The organism is Pseudomonas sp. DTU12.1, from assembly GCF_009873475.1.
GTDB lineage: Bacteria > Pseudomonadota > Gammaproteobacteria > Pseudomonadales > Pseudomonadaceae > Aquipseudomonas > Aquipseudomonas proteolytica.
This window is the reverse complement of the sequence record NZ_CP045254.1, coordinates 2566271-2586171: the sequence shown is the minus strand read 5'-3', so window position 1 is coordinate 2586171 and position 19901 is coordinate 2566271. Positions and strand designations below refer to the sequence as shown.

General features: G+C 61.2%; 17 protein-coding genes. 6 read left to right on the top strand and 11 right to left on the bottom strand.

Annotation, left to right across the window (positions count from 1 at the left end):
- The 7 genes from GDV60_RS11330 to GDV60_RS11300 form a co-directional block, all read right to left on the bottom strand.
- Entirely contained in the window at positions 1-1344 is a 1344-nt protein-coding gene (locus GDV60_RS11330; RefSeq protein WP_159907205.1) for a 3-oxoacyl-ACP reductase, read from the bottom strand.
- 82 nt (positions 1345-1426) lie between these two features.
- Complete coding sequence (locus GDV60_RS11325; RefSeq protein ID WP_029292868.1) at positions 1427-3952, bottom strand: acyl-CoA dehydrogenase; 2526 nt, start codon at positions 3950-3952, stop codon at positions 1427-1429.
- Between the two features lie 297 nt (positions 3953-4249).
- On the bottom strand, positions 4250-5689 hold the full coding sequence (locus GDV60_RS11320) for an outer membrane protein transport protein (RefSeq protein WP_092235726.1): 1440 nt from the start codon (positions 5687-5689) through the stop codon (positions 4250-4252).
- A gap of 125 nt (positions 5690-5814) precedes the next feature.
- Entirely contained in the window at positions 5815-6339 is a 525-nt protein-coding gene (gene praB, locus GDV60_RS11315) for an alkane oxidation protein activator PraB (RefSeq protein ID WP_092235723.1), read from the bottom strand.
- A gap of 129 nt (positions 6340-6468) precedes the next feature.
- Entirely contained in the window at positions 6469-6963 is a 495-nt protein-coding gene (gene praA, locus GDV60_RS11310; protein WP_159907203.1) for an alkane oxidation protein activator PraA, read from the bottom strand.
- A gap of 146 nt (positions 6964-7109) precedes the next feature.
- Complete coding sequence (locus tag GDV60_RS11305) at positions 7110-8387, bottom strand: alkane 1-monooxygenase (protein WP_070995962.1); 1278 nt, start codon at positions 8385-8387, stop codon at positions 7110-7112.
- A gap of 326 nt (positions 8388-8713) precedes the next feature.
- Positions 8714-9712 carry an alpha/beta fold hydrolase gene (locus tag GDV60_RS11300; protein WP_238353674.1) on the bottom strand — a complete coding sequence of 333 codons (999 nt, stop codon included), beginning with the start codon at positions 9710-9712 and terminating at the stop codon, positions 8714-8716.
- A gap of 299 nt (positions 9713-10011) precedes the next feature.
- Here GDV60_RS11300 and GDV60_RS11295 point away from each other — a divergent pair, with 299 nt between their 5' ends.
- From GDV60_RS11295 to GDV60_RS11285, 3 genes are read left to right on the top strand one after another with little or no spacing between them, the layout of a single operon-like run.
- Positions 10012-11568 carry an NAD(P)/FAD-dependent oxidoreductase gene (locus tag GDV60_RS11295; RefSeq protein ID WP_029292878.1) on the top strand — a complete coding sequence of 519 codons (1557 nt, stop codon included), beginning with the start codon at positions 10012-10014 and terminating at the stop codon, positions 11566-11568.
- On the top strand, positions 11565-12461 hold the full coding sequence (locus tag GDV60_RS11290; RefSeq protein ID WP_159907201.1) for an SDR family oxidoreductase: 897 nt from the start codon (positions 11565-11567) through the stop codon (positions 12459-12461). The genes GDV60_RS11295 and GDV60_RS11290 overlap by 4 nt, the downstream gene beginning before the upstream one ends.
- Complete coding sequence (locus GDV60_RS11285; protein WP_159907199.1) at positions 12461-13297, top strand: metal-dependent hydrolase; 837 nt, start codon at positions 12461-12463, stop codon at positions 13295-13297. Before GDV60_RS11290 ends, GDV60_RS11285 begins: the two co-directional genes overlap by 1 nt.
- A 368-nt stretch (positions 13298-13665) precedes the next feature.
- On the opposite strand, the gene hemN is transcribed toward GDV60_RS11285, so the two are convergent.
- The 3 genes from hemN to GDV60_RS11270 form a co-directional block, all read right to left on the bottom strand.
- Positions 13666-15051 (bottom strand): oxygen-independent coproporphyrinogen III oxidase, encoded by a 1386-nt coding sequence (gene hemN / locus GDV60_RS11280; protein WP_256679370.1) that lies wholly within the window; start codon positions 15049-15051, stop codon positions 13666-13668.
- Positions 15038-16363: a coproporphyrinogen III oxidase gene (locus GDV60_RS11275; protein ID WP_139273572.1), complete on the bottom strand. Its 1326-nt coding sequence runs from the start codon at positions 16361-16363 to the stop codon at positions 15038-15040. Before GDV60_RS11275 ends, hemN begins: the two co-directional genes overlap by 14 nt.
- A gap of 82 nt (positions 16364-16445) precedes the next feature.
- Positions 16446-16889 (bottom strand): CopD family copper resistance protein, encoded by a 444-nt coding sequence (locus tag GDV60_RS11270; RefSeq protein ID WP_029292887.1) that lies wholly within the window; start codon positions 16887-16889, stop codon positions 16446-16448.
- 320 nt (positions 16890-17209) lie between these two features.
- Here GDV60_RS11270 and GDV60_RS11265 point away from each other — a divergent pair, with 320 nt between their 5' ends.
- The 3 genes from GDV60_RS11265 (at position 17210) to GDV60_RS11255 (ending at position 19397) form a co-directional block, all read left to right on the top strand.
- A complete protein-coding gene (locus GDV60_RS11265) occupies positions 17210-17815 on the top strand; it encodes an SCO family protein (RefSeq protein ID WP_029292889.1) in 606 nt (201 codons plus the stop codon).
- Entirely contained in the window at positions 17815-18285 is a 471-nt protein-coding gene (locus tag GDV60_RS11260; protein ID WP_029292891.1) for a copper chaperone PCu(A)C, read from the top strand. The genes GDV60_RS11265 and GDV60_RS11260 overlap by 1 nt, the downstream gene beginning before the upstream one ends.
- 617 nt (positions 18286-18902) lie before the next feature.
- On the top strand, positions 18903-19397 hold the full coding sequence (locus GDV60_RS11255) for an HIT family protein (protein WP_159907195.1): 495 nt from the start codon (positions 18903-18905) through the stop codon (positions 19395-19397).
- Here the strand turns inward: GDV60_RS11255 and GDV60_RS11250 are convergent.
- Positions 19378-19848 (bottom strand): GNAT family N-acetyltransferase, encoded by a 471-nt coding sequence (locus tag GDV60_RS11250; protein WP_159907193.1) that lies wholly within the window; start codon positions 19846-19848, stop codon positions 19378-19380. The genes GDV60_RS11255 and GDV60_RS11250 overlap by 20 nt on opposite strands.
- Positions 19849-19901 lie beyond the last annotated feature (53 nt).

Sequence of the window (19901 nt, the reverse complement as noted above, 5' to 3'; positions counted from 1 at the left end):
TCAGGCTCCCAACAGGCTTTGGCCGCACACCCGCACCACTTGGCCGTTGACCCCGCCCGAGGCCGGGTGCGCCAGCCAGGCGATGGTTTCGGCGACGTCGATGGGTTGCCCGCCCTGGGACAGGGAGTTCATGCGCCGCCCCGCTTCGCGAATCATCAGCGGGATTTTCGCGGTCATCTGGGTCTCGATAAAACCCGGTGCCACGGCATTGACCGTGACCTGCCGCGCCGCCGCCACCGGTGCCAGGCCCTGCACCAGGCCAATCACCCCGGCCTTGGACGTGGCGTAGTTGCTTTGCCCCAGGTTGCCAGCGATCCCGGAGATCGACGACACACAGACAATCCGCCCACCGGCATTGAGCCCCTGCCCTTGCAGCAAGGCGTCACTCAAGTGCAACGGTGCCTGGAGGTTGACCGCCAGCACACTGCGCCAGGCCGCTTCGGTCATCTTGGCGATGGTCTTGTCGCGGGTGATCCCGGCGTTGTGCACCACCACATCAAATGCGCCGTGCTCGGCGACATAAGCCTGCAACTGCTGCACCGCATCGGCGGCGGTGATATCCAGCGCCCAGGCGTGGCCGTCGACACTGCTGGCCGCCTGCTCCAGGGATGACAACGCTTGCGGCACATCCACGCAGACCACCTGCGCGCCATCACGGGCCAGGACCTGGGCGATGGCCAGGCCGATGCCGCGGGAGGCGCCGGTGACCAGGGCGCGGCGGCCGCTCAAGGGTTTGTCCCAGTTGATGGCAGGCGCGGTATCCACCGCTTGTTCCAGGCGCACCACCTGCCCCGAGACGTAGGCCGAACGCCGCGACAGGAAGAACCGCAGGCTGCTTTCCAGGGCCTGCTCGGCCCCCGGCACGACATAGATCAACTGCACGGTGATCGCCCGGCGCAGTTCCTTGGCCAGGGACCGCACCAAACCCTCCAGGGCGCGCTGGGCGATCGCCTGGGGCAAGTCCTGGCAGTGTTCGGGCGCGGTGCCCAGCACCACCACCCGTGCGTGTTGCCCCAGGCGCCGGGCGTTGGCGTGGAAGAACTCGTAGAGTTCGTCCAGTTGCTTGAGGTCGACCACGGCGCTGGCGTCGAACACCGCGCCCTGGACTTTGACCGTGGACGGCGCCTTGAGCGTGGCGGCCTGGGCCGGCACGGTGTCGGTGGCCTTGAAGATGCGCCGCACTTCCTCCGCCAGGCGCCCAGCCCCGGCGATGATCACCGGGTTGGCCAAGCCCTGTTGGCCGCTGCGGTGGCGCTGCAGGGGCAAGGGCTGTGGCAGGCCAATGGTCTGGGCCAGGCGACGGCCCCAGGGGGAATTAACAAAAGAGAGATAGCTGTCGCTCATAAATCGATCCGTTTTCCTGACCTGCAAACCCAATCTCCTGTGGGAGCAGGCAAGCCAGCTCCTACAGGGCGCGTGTTGGTGTTTAGTTCACCGGGGCGTTTTCACGCTTTCTGGTGCTGGGCTTGGCTGCTTGTTCCAAGGTTTGCTGGCGCTTTTGCAATGCCTCCAGCAAGCCAAAGTCCTGCGGGAAGTCATCCACCTGGATGCCGTGGTCGGCGTACTCCACATAGCGCGCCAGCAAGGCGTCTTCATCGGCGCTGATCAGGTCCAGGGCGCGGGCCTTGATGCGCCAGGCGGTGAAGGCGGTGGTGCTGATCGGCATCGGTTCGAGGGTGCCTTGCTTGACCGCCGCCTTGAGCCGCCCTTCGATCAACTCCACCTGGGGCAACAGGCGGAACGCCAATTCGCCGTAGGCCAACTTGTCGATTTCCGGACGTGGGATGTAGGAATTGGCCAGTAAGCGGTCGCGGCTTTCGCCGGGGGTCTGCACCAGTTCGGCCACCTGGGCCAGCAAGCGATCTGATGGTTTGCGCTGGGGAATGCCAAACGGGAAGCTCAAGCCACGAATCACTGCCGCAGCGGGCTTGGAGGGGTAATTGTCGAGCACCTCGGCCAGGGCCTCATGGGCCCGCAACAGTGCGTCCTGGGCCGACCAATGCACCAGCGGCAGATCGGCCTGGGGCCGGCCATCATCCTCAAAGCGCTTGAGCACGCAGGACAGGATGTAGAGTTGGGACAGAATATCGCCCAGGCGCCCGGTGATGCTTTCTTTGCGCTTGAGCGCACCGCCCAGCACGCCCATGGAGATATCGGAAATCAACGCCAGCACCACCGACAGCCGATTGGCCTGGCGGTAGTAAGGCGCCAGCGCCGGGTCGGTCTTGGCCGGCACGGCAATCAGGCGCCCGCCTGTCAGGGAATGCACTGCCGCCCGTACGGTATTGGCCAGCACAAAGCTCAGGTGACCGAACATGGCGCTGTCGAACGCCAGCAACGCCTGGCGATGATCGGTGTTGCGTGCCGCTTCCATCTCACGGAACACGTAAGGATGGCAACGGATCAAGCCCTGGCCATAGATGATCAGGCAGCGGGTCATGATGTTTGCCCCTTCCACGGTGATCGCGATAGGGCTTTGCTGATAGGCACGGGCCAGGAAGTTGTTGGGCCCCATGCAGATGCCCTTGCCGGCGACGATGTCCATGCCATCGTTGACGATGATTCGCGCACGCTCGGTGACGTGGTATTTGGCAATCGCCGAAATCACCGAAGGTTTCTCGCCAGCATCCAACGACGCCACCGATACCTTGCGCACTGCATCGCAGGCATACAAGTGCCCGGCCATGCGCGCCAATGGTGCCTGCACCCCTTCGAACTTGCCGATCGGCAGGCCGAACTGCTTGCGCATCGCCGCATAGGCCGTGGTGCCGCGTACCGCCACCTTGCCCAGGCCGACGTTGGCCGATGGCAGGGAAATCGCCCGCCCGGCCGCCAGGCATTCCATCAACATGCGCCAGCCGTTGCCCACTTGCTCACGGCCGCCGATCACCCACTCCAGGGGGATAAACACGTCTTTGCCGGTGGTCGGGCCGTTCTGGAATACCGCATTGAGGGGCCAATGGCGGCGGCCACTGTTCACCCCGGGATGGGATGTAGGGATCAACGCGCAGGTGATACCCAGCGAGCCGGGCTGGCCCAGCAGCCCGTCCGGGTCTTCGGCGCGAAAGGCCAGGCCCAGCACCGTGGCGATGGGGCCGAGGGTGATATAGCGCTTGTCCCAGGTCACGCTGAAACCCAGCACTTCCTGGCCTTCATGCATGCCCTTGCAGACGATGCCCAAGTCGGGAATGGCCCCGGCGTCGGAGCCGGCATAGGGGCTGGTCAAGGCAAAGCACGGAATGTCTTCGCCACGGGCCAGGCGCGGCAGGTAGTAATTGCGCTGGGCATCGGTGCCGTAATGCAGCAACAGTTCGGCGGGGCCCAGGGAGTTGGGAACCATCACCGAAATCGCCGCCGCCGAGCAACGGGTCGACAGCTTCATCACCACCTGCGAATGGGCATAGTGGGAGAAGCCCTTGCCGCCATATTGCTTGGGAATAATCATGCCGAGGAAACCGGCGTCCTTGGTGTACTGCCAGCCTTCGGGCGACAGGTCCTGCCAGACCTGGGTGGTTTCCCAGTCGTTGGCCATGTCGCAGAGGGTTTCCACTTCGTTGTCGAGGAACGCCTGCTCTTCGGCGCTCAAGCGTGCCGGCGCGGCTTGCAGCAGGCGCTGCCAGTTGGGTTTGCCGCTGAACAACTCAGCATCCCACCACACGGTGCCGGACTCGATAGCGGCGCGCTCAGTGTCGGACATGGCCGGCATGATCGTGCGAAACAGGCCCAGGGCCTTGCTGGTCAACAGCGCCCGGCGCAGGGGCTTGATGCTCAGCAGCAGCGCCGGCAACACCACCAGCAGCGCCGCAACGCTCAGGCCAAACCCTGCGACCCCATTGAACAGATAGCCACCGGCCAACCAGACCAGGCCAGCCCCCAGCCACAAAGTGGCTGCCGCTTGTCGATACGCCAGGGCAGTCGCCGCAGCGAGTCCCGCCAGTAACCAGATAACCATGGAGATACCTCTACTTATTCAGGGCAACTTATTCAGGGCACGGCATGCAGGTCAGCAAGCCGGTATGGCCTGCGACTGATCACCACACTACAAACTTGAAAAGCTAAATTCAAATTTTGTTTTGAAATTTTTATTTAATCGGTTCGCGAAAAAATTCATGGCCGAACGCGTCAGCCGAAATGTCGAAATGCAAGGAAATCACCAGGGGTCGCGTGGGCGCCCCATTGGTGCACCCTGAGGTAAACCCCACAGAAAGATGCGCTGACTGTGGGTTTACCTCGGTACTACGCAGACACGTTAAAAGGCGTACGTGGCCGACAGGCTGACCACTTCACCCTTGGCCTCGGATTTGCCATCCAGCGAACCTGCGCCAAGCCGATCAACGTTCTTGGTCTTGAGCTTGACGGTTTCGACAAACTGGCGGGAATACGCGCCGTCGATGCTCAGGCCAGGAATGGCGCGGATGTTGTAGCCAAAGCCCAGGGAGGCGAAGGTGCGATCACCATCCGGGATGCGTGGGTCACGGGTGGAGTTGCGGGTTGGGGTCTGGTCGAAGGCCACACCGGCGCGCACGGTAAAATCATCCGTGAGCTTGTAGTCGCCACCGAAGGAATACATCCAGGTGTTCTTGTACTTGTACGGGATCGACACGATGGTGCTGCCATTGGACTTCAAGGTCAGCGCCTCGAAGGACGACCATTGGGTCCAGGTCACGCTGGCGCCCAGGGTCAGGCGGTCAGAGAAGTCGTGCACCCAGTCCAGGGACGCGTTGGCAGGAATGTCCAGTTGCGTGGAGGCCTTGGCGCCGCCGGGAAACAACTGCAGCCCAGGGTAAGCCATCTCAACCAGGGTTTTACCATCGACCATCGGAGTGGTCATCAGTGCTACCGACCCTGGATCGGCGTGCATATTGTATTTGCCCTCCAGCTTGTTCTTGATCTTGGCGTGGTAGTTCAAACCCAGGGTGTCTTGCGCCGTGGGCTTCCAGGTCATCCCCGCAAACCAACCCAGGGAGTTATTGTCAACCTTGACACGCATCAAGGCGAAACCTTGGCCGGCCGGGAACGGAATCATCCCAAAGTCCGGCGACTGCGCAGCAGCGGCATAGAGGTCGACGTTCTGACTCACAAAACCTTTGGTGTGCTGGAGAATCGCACCGCCACCGATGGAAAACTCATCATTGACCTTGAACGACAGCGAGCCGGTAAGGCCCACGGTTTCGATGCGAGTGTCCACCGCAAAGTCGCGGCCTTTCCAATCCTGGTCGTACGTGGTGCGGGCACCCATCGGCACCACCTGGCTCAGACCAAAGGCAAAACGGTCATTGATCGGGATCACCATAAAACCCGTAGGCACCCAAGCCTCGAAACCCGCCTGACCACCGTTACCGGTACGATCGTGGTAAATCGGACTGTAGTTTTCGTCAAGGGTCGTGTCGGACATCGGACGGCCAGAATAGTCGTAGGCCGATCCTTTGTATTTGATATCGATATTTGCGTAGTTGATGGTGAACTGCGAGATGGTCTTGTCAATAAAGGCCATTGCAGCAGGGTTGTTGTAGGCCGCTGAAGGGTCGTTCTTGAACATCGAACCACCACCGAATGCCCGGCCCCAACCAGCAGTGTTAGCGGTAGGAGTCATGAAGCCGCCTGCCTGGACCGAGCCTGCAGTCGCCATCAGCCCACTCAACAATGCCAGGCCGAGAAACGCTTGCGCCTGTTGTTTCTTATTATTCATGCCCCACTCCTTATTGTTTTTATCCGTCTCGACCGGTCAAACCGGTCGGACTTGCTTCAACAGGCGCCTCTAACGAGGCGCCTGCCTTTTTCTGGGTGATCAGCCCTTTTGGAGCAGTTCCTGCATCAAGGAACGATAGTGACCCCGGTAGCACCAACATTCAGCTTCACGACGGTGCAACTACCAGACAGCGGTTGATTATTCGCAGTCAATGTGATGCTTGGCGACGGTGCCGGAGTCGATGACAACAGCACGTCAATGGAGGAAGGGCCACAGTTGGTTGGCGGCGGGAAGCCCGGAGTGACGATCTTGTAGCCAACGTTGTGAGCCTTGCCAGTCGTCGCGGTGAGAGGCTCCAGCAACCAAGGCAATCCGGTGATCTGAGGCAGATCGCACAAAGAACTGGTGCCTTGAGAGATGGTGACCTTGGTGATATCCGCCTTGCCATCTGCACGGACCTTGCCTTCGAAAACAGCCTTACAGGTCACCGAGTTCTGGAACGAAGAAGGAGACTTAACCTCAATACTCCCAGTAGCCCCTGTAACGAACGTCGCTCCAACTGGACTAAAAGATGCCGCACTGGCCATCGAAGCCGCGCCAAAGCACAGAGCAAACGAACTTACACAAACGAGGGTTTTGAAACTTTTCATTATTTTTCCTCACATGTATGGCGAGTCATTTCGCCGGGGTAATGGCCATGATCGAGAGGTCACGGAGAAACAGCAGAACTTCCCTTTCCAGCCAAATTTCAATGCAATTACCGCTACAACTTCGGGTGATTACTCGACGACTTTGAAAGTCGGCGGCATCTTGATCGACACGCTCTTGATCTTGCAGTCTTCGCCAATCGGCACATTGGCCGCCTCCAACTTGCCGGTGGCGTTATCCCAGGTGCCTTCGGCGGTGGATGGGCCGCACTTGCCGCCCAGGCCAAAGGCGTGCACGTCGACGCTGATCTTCGACATAGAGCCGCTGGTGGTGTCCTTGGCCACCAGGATCCACGGCAAGTTGATGGCTTCGACGCGGCTGCACTTGAGGCCGCCGTCGAATTCGACCTTGTCGACATTGACTTGCGAACCATCGGCCGCAACCTTGCCGGCCACTTTGATGGTGCAATCGGCGCTGATCAGCGCGCCCTTGGAAAAGCTGATGGGGCCCTGGGCAGTGAAGGCGCTGCCGGCGGGTTCGATGCGTGCCGCCTGGGCCTGGTGATAGGCGATAAGGCCCAGTGCGGCGAGCACGATATGCGTAGTGAACTTGGCAGATTTTTGCATGGTGTACGTCCTTCCCTTGATTTTATTTTTGTTAGGGTCAAACAACTTTCTTGCAACTAAGCAGCACTCGAAACCGGTAAACCGTGGGCGATGAAACCCTGCGCGACACACAGATCCCGAGTGCGCCTTACAACAGTTGATTCACATTAGAAGGTGCTGGTCTTGCCGTACTTCTCCAGTATCTTCAAGCGTTTGGATGGCTGGATATTGGCCAGGGTGACATCCCCCGAGTAGTGCCGCAGTACCCGATGATCCATGCGCCGGCGCCACAAGTAAGGGATGTAGGCCCAGACAATCATGCTGGCGTAGCCGTAGGGCAGTTGCGGCGATTCATCAAAGTGGCGCAGCGACTGATAACTGCGGGTCGGGTTGGCATGGTGATCGGAGTGGCGCTGCAACTGGAACAGAAAGATATTGGTGACAATACGGTTACTGTTCCAGGAGTGGCGCGGCGAACACCGCTCATAACGACCATTGGGCAACTTCTGGCGTTTAAGGCCGTAGTGTTCGACATAGTTCACTACTTCCAGCAACGAGAAGCCGTAGATGCCCTGTATCACCAAAAAGGGAATCACGGCCACACCCAGCCAGGCGATCATTGCGCCCCACAACACCACGCTGTACATCCAGGCGCTGAGCACGCCGTTCTTCCAGTGCCAGGCCGGCAGGCCGAGCTTGCGCAGGCGTTCGCGTTCCAGGTTCCAGGCCGAGCGCGCGCTGAACCACACCGAGCGCGGCAGGAACGCCCAGAAGCTCTCCCCCAGCCGGGAGCTGGCCGGGTCTTCCGGGGTGGCGACGCGTACGTGATGGCCACGGTTGTGTTCGGTATAGAAGTGCCCGTAGAAGGTTGGCGCCAGGGTGATCTTGGCCAGCACGATCTCCAGCAGGCGCGGCTTGTGCCCCAGTTCATGGGCAGTGTTGATCGCGATGCCGGTGGCGGCGCCGGTGGACATGGCCATGCCCAGGTAGGTGAACCAACTGACATCACCGTGCAGTTGCACCCGGGCAGTCAGGAAGCTGGCGGTTTGCGCCATCCAGCTCGATGGGTCCATGGACGCCGTGAGTTGCAGCAGCCCACCGTTGATCATCCAGTCGATGCCGCTGACAGCCAGCCAACCGGTAATCACCAGGGAGGAGATAACAAGCAACACGCCGGTGTAGACGATCCAGCGGTAGTACTTCTGCGATTCAAGGCCGCTGACCGCAGATTCCGGCGGGTTGCTGACGTCTTCGCCGAGCAGGCCGTCAATCAGCGGAATCAGGCCGAAAATCACCAGCACACCCACCCACCACAGTTCTTGTACACCGGTGGTGATGGCCAGCGCGCCGGACAATAGCGGGGTTGCCAAAGGCATGATGCCGAGCCACCACAGGTGGCGCTTACCGTCGGTCCAGACGTGCGGGGCTGCCAGGGTCTGATTCATGGCAGCCTCCGGGCGCACTGCGCGGCAGGGAGGGAGAGCGAAGCAAAAGGGGCAGACAACAGATTCAGGCGGCACTGAAAGCCACTTGAAATCAACCATGCGATAAAAGGCGTTTTTTTCATTATTTTATTCGCTCTTAGGCATTTCAAAAATCATTTCAAAATAAATATTGAAATATTTTTTTAAATAAATAGCGCGGAACCGTTAGGTCGTCAACTACTTTTTCGAAGCCTTTTCTACGTGACCGGGCAGTCTCTTTTTCATCCATTCGGTCAGGTGTCTAGGGCAAGCGTTACCGACTCTCGACCACGCCGTGGGGTGCACGATTATTTGCTCGCCAGTGCAAATGGCGGGTGCAGGACGGTGGCGCTTTCTACCGGCTTGCTGCGCTTGGCCACCTGCTCCACCAGGGCCGCCACGCGCTCGGTGGCGGTGATTGGCAGCATGTGGCCGCGGCCTTCGATCACCTGCATTTTGAGCCCCGGCACCTTGTCTGCCAGGGCCTGGCCGTGTTTGCGAAAGTCCAGCACCTTGTCCCGCGAACCATAGATCAGGCCGATGGGCAGGCGTAGCTGGGGGTAGCGCTTGACCATATCTGGCAGGTAATCATTGACCAGGCCGATTTCGGTGGAGGCGGCATAGAAGTTGTCAGGGCGCATCCCCAGCATCCCGCCGCCACGGGTGGCGAAGTCGGCCGGTGCCGGGTCGGGGGCGAACACTGCCTTGACCACTGCGCCGCTGGTGAGCATGCCGATGGGCACCGTCAGCGTGCGCGACACCCAGCGCCGCAGCCAGGCCGGGCGCACGGCCAGAGAGAGAAACACCAGGGGGATCATGCGTTGGGGGTGGGTCAATGGCGCCACCAGCACCAGCCCGGACACCGCATGGGGATGGTCCAGGGCCAATGCCAGGGAAATCGCCCCGCCCAAGGAATGCCCCAGCACCAGGGGCTGGCCCAGGTCCAGGGTCTGGATAAAGGTCGCCACTTGCCGGGCCTGGCTTTGCAGGTCGGCACCGGTGCCTTTATGCCGGGTGGAATAGCCTGAGCCGGGGCGGTCCAGGGTGATCACCCGAAAGTGCTCGCGCAATTGGGCAGACAAGGCATAAGTCAGGTTGCGACTGCTGCCCATCAGGCCATGGATCATCACCAGCGGCGGCCCCTTGCCCTCCTCTACATAATGAAAGCGCTCGCCATCGACCTCCAGAAAGCGCCCGTTACTTGGAACAGCCACTTCGATACGGCGCGTCATCCAGGCACTCAAGCCCCATAACGCCGCACTCGCAGCTATAAACACACCCGCAGCGACAACCCATTCGACAGCCATAGCTCGGTCCTCGGCTTCCCTGCTGCTGGCGATCCGACCGGTATTGGTCAAGACCTCAGCCATCGTCCACACCCTGGACTTCAACTGCGTGCGCAAAGGCTCGTCCGTCGGACAAATCGCACATAAAGGACAAGGTTCTAGCGTAGGCGATATTTTCAGGTAGATTATTTAAAATCTTTTTTAAAATAATAAATTCAATTTTTCTTTGCAATGGTGTTCTATCTAAAAGCCAAAAACAAAAAAGGAGCACATCCGATGTCAAAACCCGTAAGGCGCCCACAGCCCACGAGGGACACCCTATGAATGCCTCTACCCAGCCGGGCGGCCCGGCAGATTGTGTGGATATCGCGATCATTGGCTCAGGCTTTGCCGGCCTGTGCATGGCGATCAAACTCAAGCAAGCCGGGCTCGACGACTTCTTCATTGCCGAACAGGCCGATTCCCTGGGCGGCACCTGGCGCGACAACCACTACCCGGGTTGCGCCTGCGATGTGCAATCCCATGTCTACTCGTTTTCGTTTGCGCCCAACCCCGACTGGACCCGCCAGTTCGCCCCCCAGGCGGAAATCCGCGCCTACCTGGAACACTGTGCACAGCGCTTCGAGCTGGCGCCGTACCTGCGTTTTGGCATGGGTCTTACACGGGCGGTGTTCGATGAACAACTGCAACGCTGGCAATTGCAGTTCAGCAATGGCCGCCACGTCAGTGCGCGGGTGCTGGTGTCGGGGATGGGCGGCCTGTCGCGCCCGGCGCTGCCGGATATCGCGGGGCTGGACAGCTTCAAGGGCAAGCGCTTTCACTCCCAGCAGTGGGACCACGACTATTCGTTGAAGGGCAAGCGCGTGGCCGTTATTGGCACGGGCGCCAGCGCCATCCAGTTCGTGCCGCAGATCGCCCCGCAGGTGGCGCACCTGGACCTGTTCCAGCGCACCCCGCCGTGGATCATGCCCAAGCCCGACCGCCCCATTTCACGGGTCGAACGCTGGGCTTTCAAACACTTGCCGTTTACCCAACGCCTGGTGCGCGGGGCCTTTTACTGGGCCTTGGAAGGTCGGGTGGTTGGGTTTGCGCTGCACCCGAGGCTGATGAAAATGGTGCAGAAAATCGCCCTGCGCCATCTGCACAAACAAGTGGCGCGCCCTTCCCTGCGCAAGATCCTGCGGCCGGACTACACCATTGGCTGCAAGCGCGTGCTGATTTCCAATGACTACTACCCGGCGCTGTCGCGCAGCAATGTCCAGGTGGTCACCGACAACGTGCTGCGGATCGAAGCCGACGGGGTCGTCACCGCCGATGGCATCAAGCACCCGGCTGACTGCCTGATCTTCGGCACCGGGTTCCAGGCCAGCGATCCCCTGCCCCGCGACTGCATCATCGGGCGCGATGGTATCGACCTGATGGACACCTGGCGCGATGGCGCCCATGCGTACAAGGGCACTACCGTGCCGGGTTATCCGAACCTGTTCCTGATCGTCGGGCCCAACACCGGGCTGGGCCACAACTCGATGATTCTGATGATCGAGGCGCAAGTCACCTACATCCTCGATGCCCTGCAACAGATGCGCCGCCAGCAAATTGCCACGGTGGACGTCAAGCCGGCGGTGGAACGCGCCTACAACCTGAAAATCCAGGAAAAGCTCCAGGGCACCATCTGGAACACCGGTGGCTGCCGCAGTTGGTACCTCGACCCGCGCACCGGCAAAAACACCACGCTGTGGCCCGGTTCGACCTGGCGCTTCAAGCAGGTCACCCGCCAGTTTGCCCTGGGCGACTATCAAGTCACGCCACTGGTGACTGGCACTGCGCAGCGCCCCCTCGCGCAACCCCATGCCACCGCAGAAGGAAGCCTGTCATGAAGTCATTCAATGGTCGCGTGGCGGCCATCACCGGTGCCGCGTCCGGCATGGGCCGCGCCTTGGCCCTAGCCCTGGCGCGCGAGGGGTGCCACTTGGCCCTGGCAGACAAAAACCAGGCCGGCCTGCAGCAAACCGTGGAGCTGATCCAGCGCAGCAGCCTGGCGCCGATCCGCGTGACCGCGCGGGAGGTGGATGTTGCCGACCGCCAGGCCATGGAGGATTGGGCCGCCAGTTGTGCGGCCGATCACGGCCAGGTCAATTTGATTTTCAACAATGCCGGGGTGGCCCTGTCGAGTACCGTGGAAGGTGTGGACTACGCCGACCTTGAGTGGATCGTCGGCATCAACTTCTGGGGTGTGGTCTACGGCACCAAGGCGTTCCTGCCGTACCTCAAGGCCAGCGGCGACGGGCATGTGGTCAACACGTCCAGCGTCTTCGGCCTGTTCGCCCAGCCGGGCATGAGCGGCTACAACGCCACCAAGTTCGCGGTGCGCGGCTTCACCGAATCGTTGCGCCAGGAGTTGGATTTGCAACGCTGCGGCGTCTCGGCCACCTGCGTGCATCCTGGCGGGATCCGTACCGATATCTGCCGCAGCAGCCGGATCGACGCGAACATGACCGGGTTCTTGATCCATAGCGAACAACAGGCCCGCGCCGACTTCGAGAAGCTGTTTATCACCGACGCCGACCAGGCCGCCAAGGTGATCCTGCAAGGCGTGCGCAAAAACAAGCGCCGCGTGCTGATCGGCCGCGACGCCTACGCCCTGGACTTGCTTGCACGCTGGTTGCCGGCGGCTTATCAGGCGTTGGTGGTGTTCGCCAGCCGGCGCATGGCACCGAAAAAGCGCAAGGCACCGCTGCCCAACCCCATCACAGAACAGGAGTCGCCATAATGTTGCCCATTCGCCGCGACCTGCACTTTGCCCTGCCCGCCGAACGCATCAAGGATTGGCACGAGCAAGGCCCTTTCATCACGCATTTCTTCAATGCCCTGTCGCTGCTGTTTCCCCAGGGCGAGCTGTTCTTCATGGACAGCGTGCGCCACTATCGCCAGCGCATCGACGACCCGGTGTTAAAGAAGGAAATCCAGGGTTTTATCGGCCAGGAAGCCATGCACAGCCGTGAGCACGTGGCCTACAACGAGCTGCTGCAAGCCGCGGGGTTGCCCGCCCACCTGCTTGACCGGCGGTTGAAATTCATCCTCGACCTGCAAAAGAAGCACTTGCCGCCGTCCTTCAACCTGGCAGTGACCATCGCCCTGGAGCATTACACGGCGATGCTCGCGGAAATCCTCCTCAGCGACCCCACGCGCTTTGGGGATTCGCTCAAGGGCTACCAGCAGATGTGGTATTGGCACGCCCTTGAGGAAACGGAACACAAGGCCGTGGCCTTTGATGTGTGGAACCGCGTGATTAAGCCGGGGCCCAAGCGTTACCTGCTGCGCACCGGGACCATGCTGTTCACCACGGTGTTTTTCTGGTTGGTGGTGTTTGATTTCCACCTGCGCCTACTGATCGCCGACCGCCGCGCGGGTGGCCATCTGAAAGGGTTCTGGCGGATGTTGAAATTTCTCTACGGCGCCAGGGGCGTATTCCCGCGCATGGCGAGGCCTTGGCTGCATTACTTCAAGCCGGGGTTTCATCCCTGGGATCACGACAACCGCGCGCGGTTGGAAGGGATCGATAAGCTGGTCGAAGAGATAGAGCGCACTAACAGCGCCTATACCTGACCTGTGGTGAAGGGGCTTTTGTGGCGAGGGGGCACCCCCGCTGGGTGCGCAGCAGCCCCAAATCCTGCCACCTCGGGGTGTCTGGTGGAGCATGGTGAGGGGGTTGGGGTGGCTTTGCCACCCAGCGCGGGGCAAGCCCGCTCGCCACATAAAGACGGTGGTCCACAGTAAGTCCGGGGGTGCGGCAAGTTTCTTGTGGCTAGGGGGCTCGTCCCCCGCTGGGCTGCGCAGCAGCCCTGAACCCAGGCGCTGCGGTCTGCCTGATAAAAAGCGGCGGTCTTATTGGGGCTGCTGCGCAGCCCAGCGGGGGACAAGCCCCCTCGCCACAGAAGGCACCAAACAAGCCTCTTCGGTCAGCAGGCGTGCGGTCAGACCGTACGAGAAAACTGCCCCTTCTGCTGCCCGCCCAAGTACGCATCAAATGCCATCGCTACGCTGCGCACCATCAATTGCCCCTGGGGCAGCAACTGCACGCCGTCATCCTGGATATGCAGCAAGCCATCCGCCACTTGCTCATCCAACCGCGACAACGCCTGGGCGAAGTATTCGGTAAAGCGGATCGCATGGCCGGCCTCGACCCCGGCAAAGTCAATGCGCCCATGGCACATCAGGCCGTTGATCACGTCGCGGCGCAGCACGTCATCGGCGTTCAGGCGGTAGCCGCGCTGCACCGGCAACAACCCGGCATCGATACGTGCGTAGTACTGGGACAACTCCTTGACGCTCTGGCTGTAGCTGTCACCCACCTTGCCGATGGCCGAGACGCCCAGCCCGATCAGGTCGCAATCGGCATGGGTCGAATAGCCCTGGAAATTTCGCTGCAAGGTGCCATTGGCCCGGGCCAGGGCCAGTTCATCGTCGGGCAAGGCAAAGTGATCCATGCCGATGTACACATACCCCGCCTCGGTCAGCCGACGGATGGTCAACTCCAGCAGTTCCAGCTTGCGCTCGGGGGGTGGCATGTCTTCGGGGCGGATCATGCGCTGGGCGCGGATTTGTGTCGGCAGGTGCGCATAGCTGTACGCCGCCACGCGGTCCGGACGCAGGGCAATCAGCTTGCCCAGGGTCACGCCGAAACTGGCCACGGTCTGCAACGGCAGGCCGTAGATTAGATCCACACTGATCGACTTGAACTGCGCCTCACGCGCTGCCGAGACCAATTGCACGATCTGCTCTTCGCTCTGCACGCGATTGACCGCTGCCTGCACATCGGTATCAAAGTCCTGCACGCCAAAACTCAGGCGATTGAAACCCAGCCCGCGCAGGTTGTGGATCCGTTCGACGCTGGTGGTGCGCGGGTCCACCTCAATGGAAAACTCATGGCGGTCACTGGTATCGAGGCTGAAGCCCTGGGCCAGGCAGTCCATCAAGTCGGCCAGTTGCCCATCGTCAAGATAGGTCGGCGTACCGCCCCCCAAATGCAACTGGGTCAGCGGTCGCGCGCGGTCGAACAACGCCGCCTGCATCTGGATTTCGCGCTTGAGGTAGCTCAGGTACTCCACGGCGCGGTGGGTCTTGCGCGTGATGATCTTGTGGCAACCGCAGTAGTAGCAAAGGCTCTGGCAAAACGGGATGTGGATGTACACCGACAACGCCTTGGGCGTCAGCGCGTGGTTGCTGGCCGCGACTGCCTGCTGGTAATCGTCCAGGGCGAAGGCTGCGTGAAACTGCGGCGCCGTCGGGTACGAGGTGTAGCGTGGCCCCGGGCGGTCGTATTTCTGCACCAGGGCCCGGTTGAACTCAAACGCTTTCATGGTCGATGGTCTCATCGTTGGAGCAAGGGGGGACGGCGCTGCCTGCCCGGTCAAACAGCGCACAGAGGGCTTCGACCCGGTGCCGGCCTGCTGGCAGTACACAGAGGAAACGCTCGGACAGATCGATCAGGCCGTCTTGGTGCAAATGCTCCAGCAGCGGCCAGATCGCCGAGAAATAGCGGGAAAAAATCACCCCATAGCGGCGCTCCAGGGCCAGGATATCCAACTCCAGGTCACAGGCCAGGCGCTCCATGACGTGCTGGCGGATCTGGTCGCCGGCCTCGCAGCGCCAACCGCGGGCGGTGGGCAACAGGTCGCTGCCCAACTGCTGGCAATAGAGCGCCAGGTCGTCGGTGTTTTGCGCATACAGGGTGTCGAGCTGGCTGATGGCGCCCAGGCCAAAACCGATATGGTCGCAGTAGCCGTGACGGGTAAAACCCTGGCAATTGCGGCTCAGGTGCCCGCGCTCCTGGGCCAGCGCCAGGTCGTCGTCGGGGCGCACGAACTGGCCCAGGCCGATGTAGTGATAACCGGCATCTTCCAGGCGCTGGAAAGCGATGCGGCGCATGCCACATTTGTCGGCATTCGACGACAGCGCACGCCGTGGCTGCTGCTGGTAGCGCCGGGGAGCCCGGGCATAATCGAAGACTTGCAGGCGGTCCGGCTCAAGGGCGATCAGGCTGGCCAGCTTGGTTTCAAAGCTCTCGCAGGTCTGCCAGGCGTGGCCATAACCCAGGTCGACATTCACCGAACGAAAGCCGAAGGTACGCGCTGCGTCGATCAGCGACTGGATCGGCGCCGGGTCTTGATATCCGGCCACTGACGGCGTGGCCTCGGCACTGGCATCCGGCACGCCGATATTAATGTGGTTGAACCCCAGGTCGCGCAACAGGCCCATGGTTGCCCAGTCTGTGTGCAACGGGTCGAGGTCGAGGCTGTAGTCGCCCTGGTCGTGATCAAGAAAGTGCAGGCGACTGCGTAGGTGCGCCATCACGCGTTGCAGGTCGGCAATGGCCGGGGTGGCGCCGCCCAGATGGAATTGGTCCACCGGTTGCCGACCGCCCACGTGGCAACCGACCAGGTGAATCTCCTGTTCCAGCGCGCCGAGGTAGGCATCCGCCACCAGGCCTGCCGGCCACTGCAGGTTCAGCGCCAGGGGCCGTTGCCGCTGGCGGCTGCTGCGCAAGGCGCGCAGTAAATCAAGGGAGCCGATGCCCGTATGAAATTTACCGATGTCGACCTGGCCCTGGTCCAGCACGCTTTGGTCACGGCGCAGGCGCCACTCGCGGGCGGGATGAATGACAGTGAGCATGACGGCCTCCGGGTCTGGCTACGGTGGGTCATTGTGCGGTGCGACCGGACAGCGCACCTTGATATGCATCAAGCGCCGACGTTTACCAGGTGATGTAGAACATGCTCTTGGCCAACAACACAATGGCGACCATATGGCAAAACAGGCTCAGATGGACGAAGCGCAGATAAGCCGCGCTGACCCGCCCACGGCGCATCAACCACACGGTCAGCAAAAAATGCATCAGCACGCTGGCGGCAAGGATCAGCTTGAGGGTCAGCAACGCGCCGAATGCCGAACTCGACGGCGTCGCCAGCACCGGCAGATAGCGCAACCAGACCATGCCGATGCCGGCGCCAAACAGCACCAGTAGCACCCACGGCATCAAGGCCCTGGCACGGCGGCCGATGCCCTGCTCCACCAGCAGCATGACGCGGGCCGGCAGTTGCTTGTGCACACTGGCGAGGATCAACACTTCAAAGAACACCGTGCCGATAAATATCAGCGCGGCGAATAGATGGGCCAGCAGGAATAGGAGATAGAGCATCAGAACCTCACGGTGCTTGTACCGTGACTGTGCCCACAGTGGGCGCGCGCTGCCTTGATGCGGGTCAAGGGCCCTGATAATCGTTGAAACATTTGCCCAAAGCCTTGTGCGGCGGGCCTTGGGCCGTGTCTGCGACAGTGTGCCACAGACTCAATCAACGCCCTGGCTGATAAGGTGGCGACCGCCCCTGTGGCAGAACGTCGCAGATTATCCAGCGCGATCAAGGTCGGTAGACTACCCAGCCTTCCTGTTCACCGCTTTTCAAAGCCTGACTGACCTGTTATGCGCAGCCGTCAGGCGCTTCACGGGACGCCCATTTCATGAGTACGTTATTCACCCGCCGCAAGGTCCTCACCGGTATGGGCCTGCTGGGCCTGGGTCTGCTGAGCGGCTGCGACACCGGCCCCAAGCTGAACTTCAAGTACGGCAAGGACTTGAGCGACAAGATCATGGGCCGCACGTTCAAGCTCAAGAACACGGCCGGTGAAACCGTCACCCTGAGTTCGTTCCGCGGCTTGATGCCGGTGGTGTTCTTCGGTTTCACCCAATGCCCAGCGGTGTGCCCCACGACCCTGGCACGCATGGCCCAGGCCAAGAAGCTGATGGGGCGCGATGGCGAAATCATGCAGGTGATCTTTATCACCCTGGACCCGGAGCGCGACACACCTCAGGTGCTCGACGCCTACGTCAAGGCCTTCGACCCCAGCTTCGAAGCGCTCTATGGCACCCCGGAAGAAGTCGCCGTGGCCGCCAAGGAATTCGGGATTTTTTATGAAAAAATCCCCGCCGGTGATACCTACACCCTGTCCCACACCGCCACCAGTTTTGTGTTCGACACCCGCGGCAACCTGCGCCTGGGCCTGTCGGCATCCCTTAACGCCAAAGAGTGCGCAGAAGACCTGCTCACCGTCATGGAGGTCTGCTAATGACTGCTGTCCATACCCTCAAGCGCATCGCCCTCGGTCTTTCCCTGCTGGGCCTCGCCGCCCACGCCAGCGCCGAGGTCCAAGTCAGCGACGCCTGGTCCCGCGCCACCGTGGCCGGGCAGCATTCGAGCGGTGCGTTCATGACCCTCACCGCCGACAGCGACAGCAAGCTGCTCAGCGTCAAGTCGCCGGTGGCCAAGGATGTGCAGATTCATGAGATGAGCATGAAGGACGACGTCATGCGCATGGGCCCGGTGGACTCCGTGGCACTGCCCGCCGGCCAGGCGGTGAAGCTCGATCCCGAGGGTTATCACGTAATGCTGATGGGCCTGACGGGGCAGATCAAGGAAGGCGACCAGGTGCCGCTGACCCTGACCGTGGAAGATGCCAAGGGCCAGAAGCAGGACATCCAGATCCAGGCCCCGGCCCGCAGCCTGGGCAGTGCTGACGGCCATCACATGAACCATTGATCCTGCTCCCACAAGGGGATATCAGCGAAGCTGGGAATTGTGGCCATACCACCTATCAACTGTGGGAGCTGGCTTGCCTGCGATAGCCATAGGTATCTACACAACTTTGCCGCAACGCCTAAATCCAGGCAGATAGCGCAGTTGTGGCGAGCGGGCTTGCCCCGCGCTGGGCTGCGAAGCAGCCCCAATAAGCCGAATGCGTTGTACCAGATACACCGCAGCGGCTGGTTTTGGGGCTGCTTCGCAGCCCAGCGCGGGCGATGCGGCGTTCCGACAAGCCCGCTCGCCACAGGAGAGTTCGTCAGTTTCTGAAAGTTGTGTAGATACCTATGCTGCGATAGCGGTACACCTGTCAGCCAAGAAGTGACTGAACCACCGCTTTCGCGGGCAAGTCGAATCGTCGCACCGCCGCTCCCACAGGGGGGTATCAGCGAAGCTGGGAATTGTGGCCATACCACCTATCAACAATGGCAGGGCAGCTGCGCCTCAGCGCTAGAGCAAAGGGCATAACGGTACCCACAAGACCTGCCCGTCGAAAGACACAGATCGCGCCCATTTCTGGGATACAGGGGGTTGCCTTTGGTATCCTGCCGGCGCGACCCACCAGGTGCCCGACCATGCGCATTGCTCCGTCCCATGTCCTCCACGAAACCGAACACTGGCTGCTCAATCATCACTTGGCCTCGGCCCTGCCCGGTTATTTGATGCTGGGGGCCAAGATGCCGATCAACTCACTGGCTGACCTGCCGGAAGCGGCCCTGGCGGAAATGGGGGGCCTACTGGCGAAAATCCAGCGGGTGATGGAAGTACAGCTCCAGCCCAAGTGGCTGTACATCAGCCGCTTTGGGCATATGCCCGGTTTCCCGTTGCACTTTCATTTGATCCCGGTCTATGACTGGGTCGAAACGCTGTTCTGGCAGGATGAGCGCTACCGGGTACTGCAAGATTTTGGCGCCGGCAGCAACACGCAGGCGTTGACGGATGGGGCCGAACTCACGCTGTTTATCTGGCGCGAATTCGGTGAGAACCCGACGCCCCCCGCCACTGCCGGGCTTTCGGTGCCGACCGTGATCGAACGCCTGCGTGCGGCGTTCAAACAGGCAGGCGCTTGACCATCGGGATACACGCCAGGTCCAGCCCCGTAGGCGAATGATAGATGGACTGCTCGCTGCCTTCATAACCACGGCTGCGGTAGAAATCAGCGGCATTTAGCGTCGCATCCAGCACCACCTCCTCAATCCCCAACGCCAACGCCACTTGCTCCAGGTGCTCCAGCATCTGCCCGCCAATCCCGCGCCCGATAAAACCGGGCAGTACAAACAGCGCACCGACTTCCCGATGGTCCGGGTCGAGCATGCCGGTGGCGACCGGCTCACCCTCGACGCACCCCAGGTAGAACGGCTTGGCCATCAGCGCGGTATAGCCGTCCTCGGCCGCGCCACGGGTCCAGGTCAGCATCTGTTCGGCGGTGTAGGCGCCGATGCATTGGCTGCGGATCGCTTGCAGGCGGATCTCGAAGGCGATGGGGCCGTCGTCGTCGGTGGCGCGTCTGATTTGTAGCACTCGAATCTCCCTGAATTAACCCTGTTTACCGTGACCTCAAGGTGCCATTAGCA

Excerpts from the sequence above, each read along its gene's own strand:
- GDV60_RS11330 (WP_159907205.1), bottom strand. The coding sequence starts at position 1,344 with ATGAGCGACAGCTATCTCTCTTTTGTTAATTCCCCCTGGGGCCGTCGC.
- GDV60_RS11325 (WP_029292868.1), bottom strand. The coding sequence starts at position 3,952 with ATGGTTATCTGGTTACTGGCGGGACTCGCTGCGGCGACTGCCCTGGCG.
- GDV60_RS11320 (WP_092235726.1), bottom strand. The coding sequence starts at position 5,689 with ATGAATAATAAGAAACAACAGGCGCAAGCGTTTCTCGGCCTGGCATTG.
- praB (WP_092235723.1), bottom strand. The coding sequence starts at position 6,339 with ATGAAAAGTTTCAAAACCCTCGTTTGTGTAAGTTCGTTTGCTCTGTGC.
- praA (WP_159907203.1), bottom strand. The coding sequence starts at position 6,963 with ATGCAAAAATCTGCCAAGTTCACTACGCATATCGTGCTCGCCGCACTG.
- GDV60_RS11305 (WP_070995962.1), bottom strand. The coding sequence starts at position 8,387 with ATGAATCAGACCCTGGCAGCCCCGCACGTCTGGACCGACGGTAAGCGC.
- GDV60_RS11300 (WP_238353674.1), bottom strand. The coding sequence starts at position 9,712 with ATGGCTGTCGAATGGGTTGTCGCTGCGGGTGTGTTTATAGCTGCGAGT.
- GDV60_RS11295 (WP_029292878.1), top strand. The coding sequence starts at position 10,012 with ATGAATGCCTCTACCCAGCCGGGCGGCCCGGCAGATTGTGTGGATATC.
- GDV60_RS11290 (WP_159907201.1), top strand. The coding sequence starts at position 11,565 with ATGAAGTCATTCAATGGTCGCGTGGCGGCCATCACCGGTGCCGCGTCC.
- GDV60_RS11285 (WP_159907199.1), top strand. The coding sequence starts at position 12,461 with ATGTTGCCCATTCGCCGCGACCTGCACTTTGCCCTGCCCGCCGAACGC.
- hemN (WP_256679370.1), bottom strand. The coding sequence starts at position 15,051 with ATGAAAGCGTTTGAGTTCAACCGGGCCCTGGTGCAGAAATACGACCGC.
- GDV60_RS11275 (WP_139273572.1), bottom strand. The coding sequence starts at position 16,363 with ATGCTCACTGTCATTCATCCCGCCCGCGAGTGGCGCCTGCGCCGTGAC.
- GDV60_RS11270 (WP_029292887.1), bottom strand. The coding sequence starts at position 16,889 with ATGCTCTATCTCCTATTCCTGCTGGCCCATCTATTCGCCGCGCTGATA.
- GDV60_RS11265 (WP_029292889.1), top strand. The coding sequence starts at position 17,210 with ATGAGTACGTTATTCACCCGCCGCAAGGTCCTCACCGGTATGGGCCTG.
- GDV60_RS11260 (WP_029292891.1), top strand. The coding sequence starts at position 17,815 with ATGACTGCTGTCCATACCCTCAAGCGCATCGCCCTCGGTCTTTCCCTG.
- GDV60_RS11255 (WP_159907195.1), top strand. The coding sequence starts at position 18,903 with ATGCGCATTGCTCCGTCCCATGTCCTCCACGAAACCGAACACTGGCTG.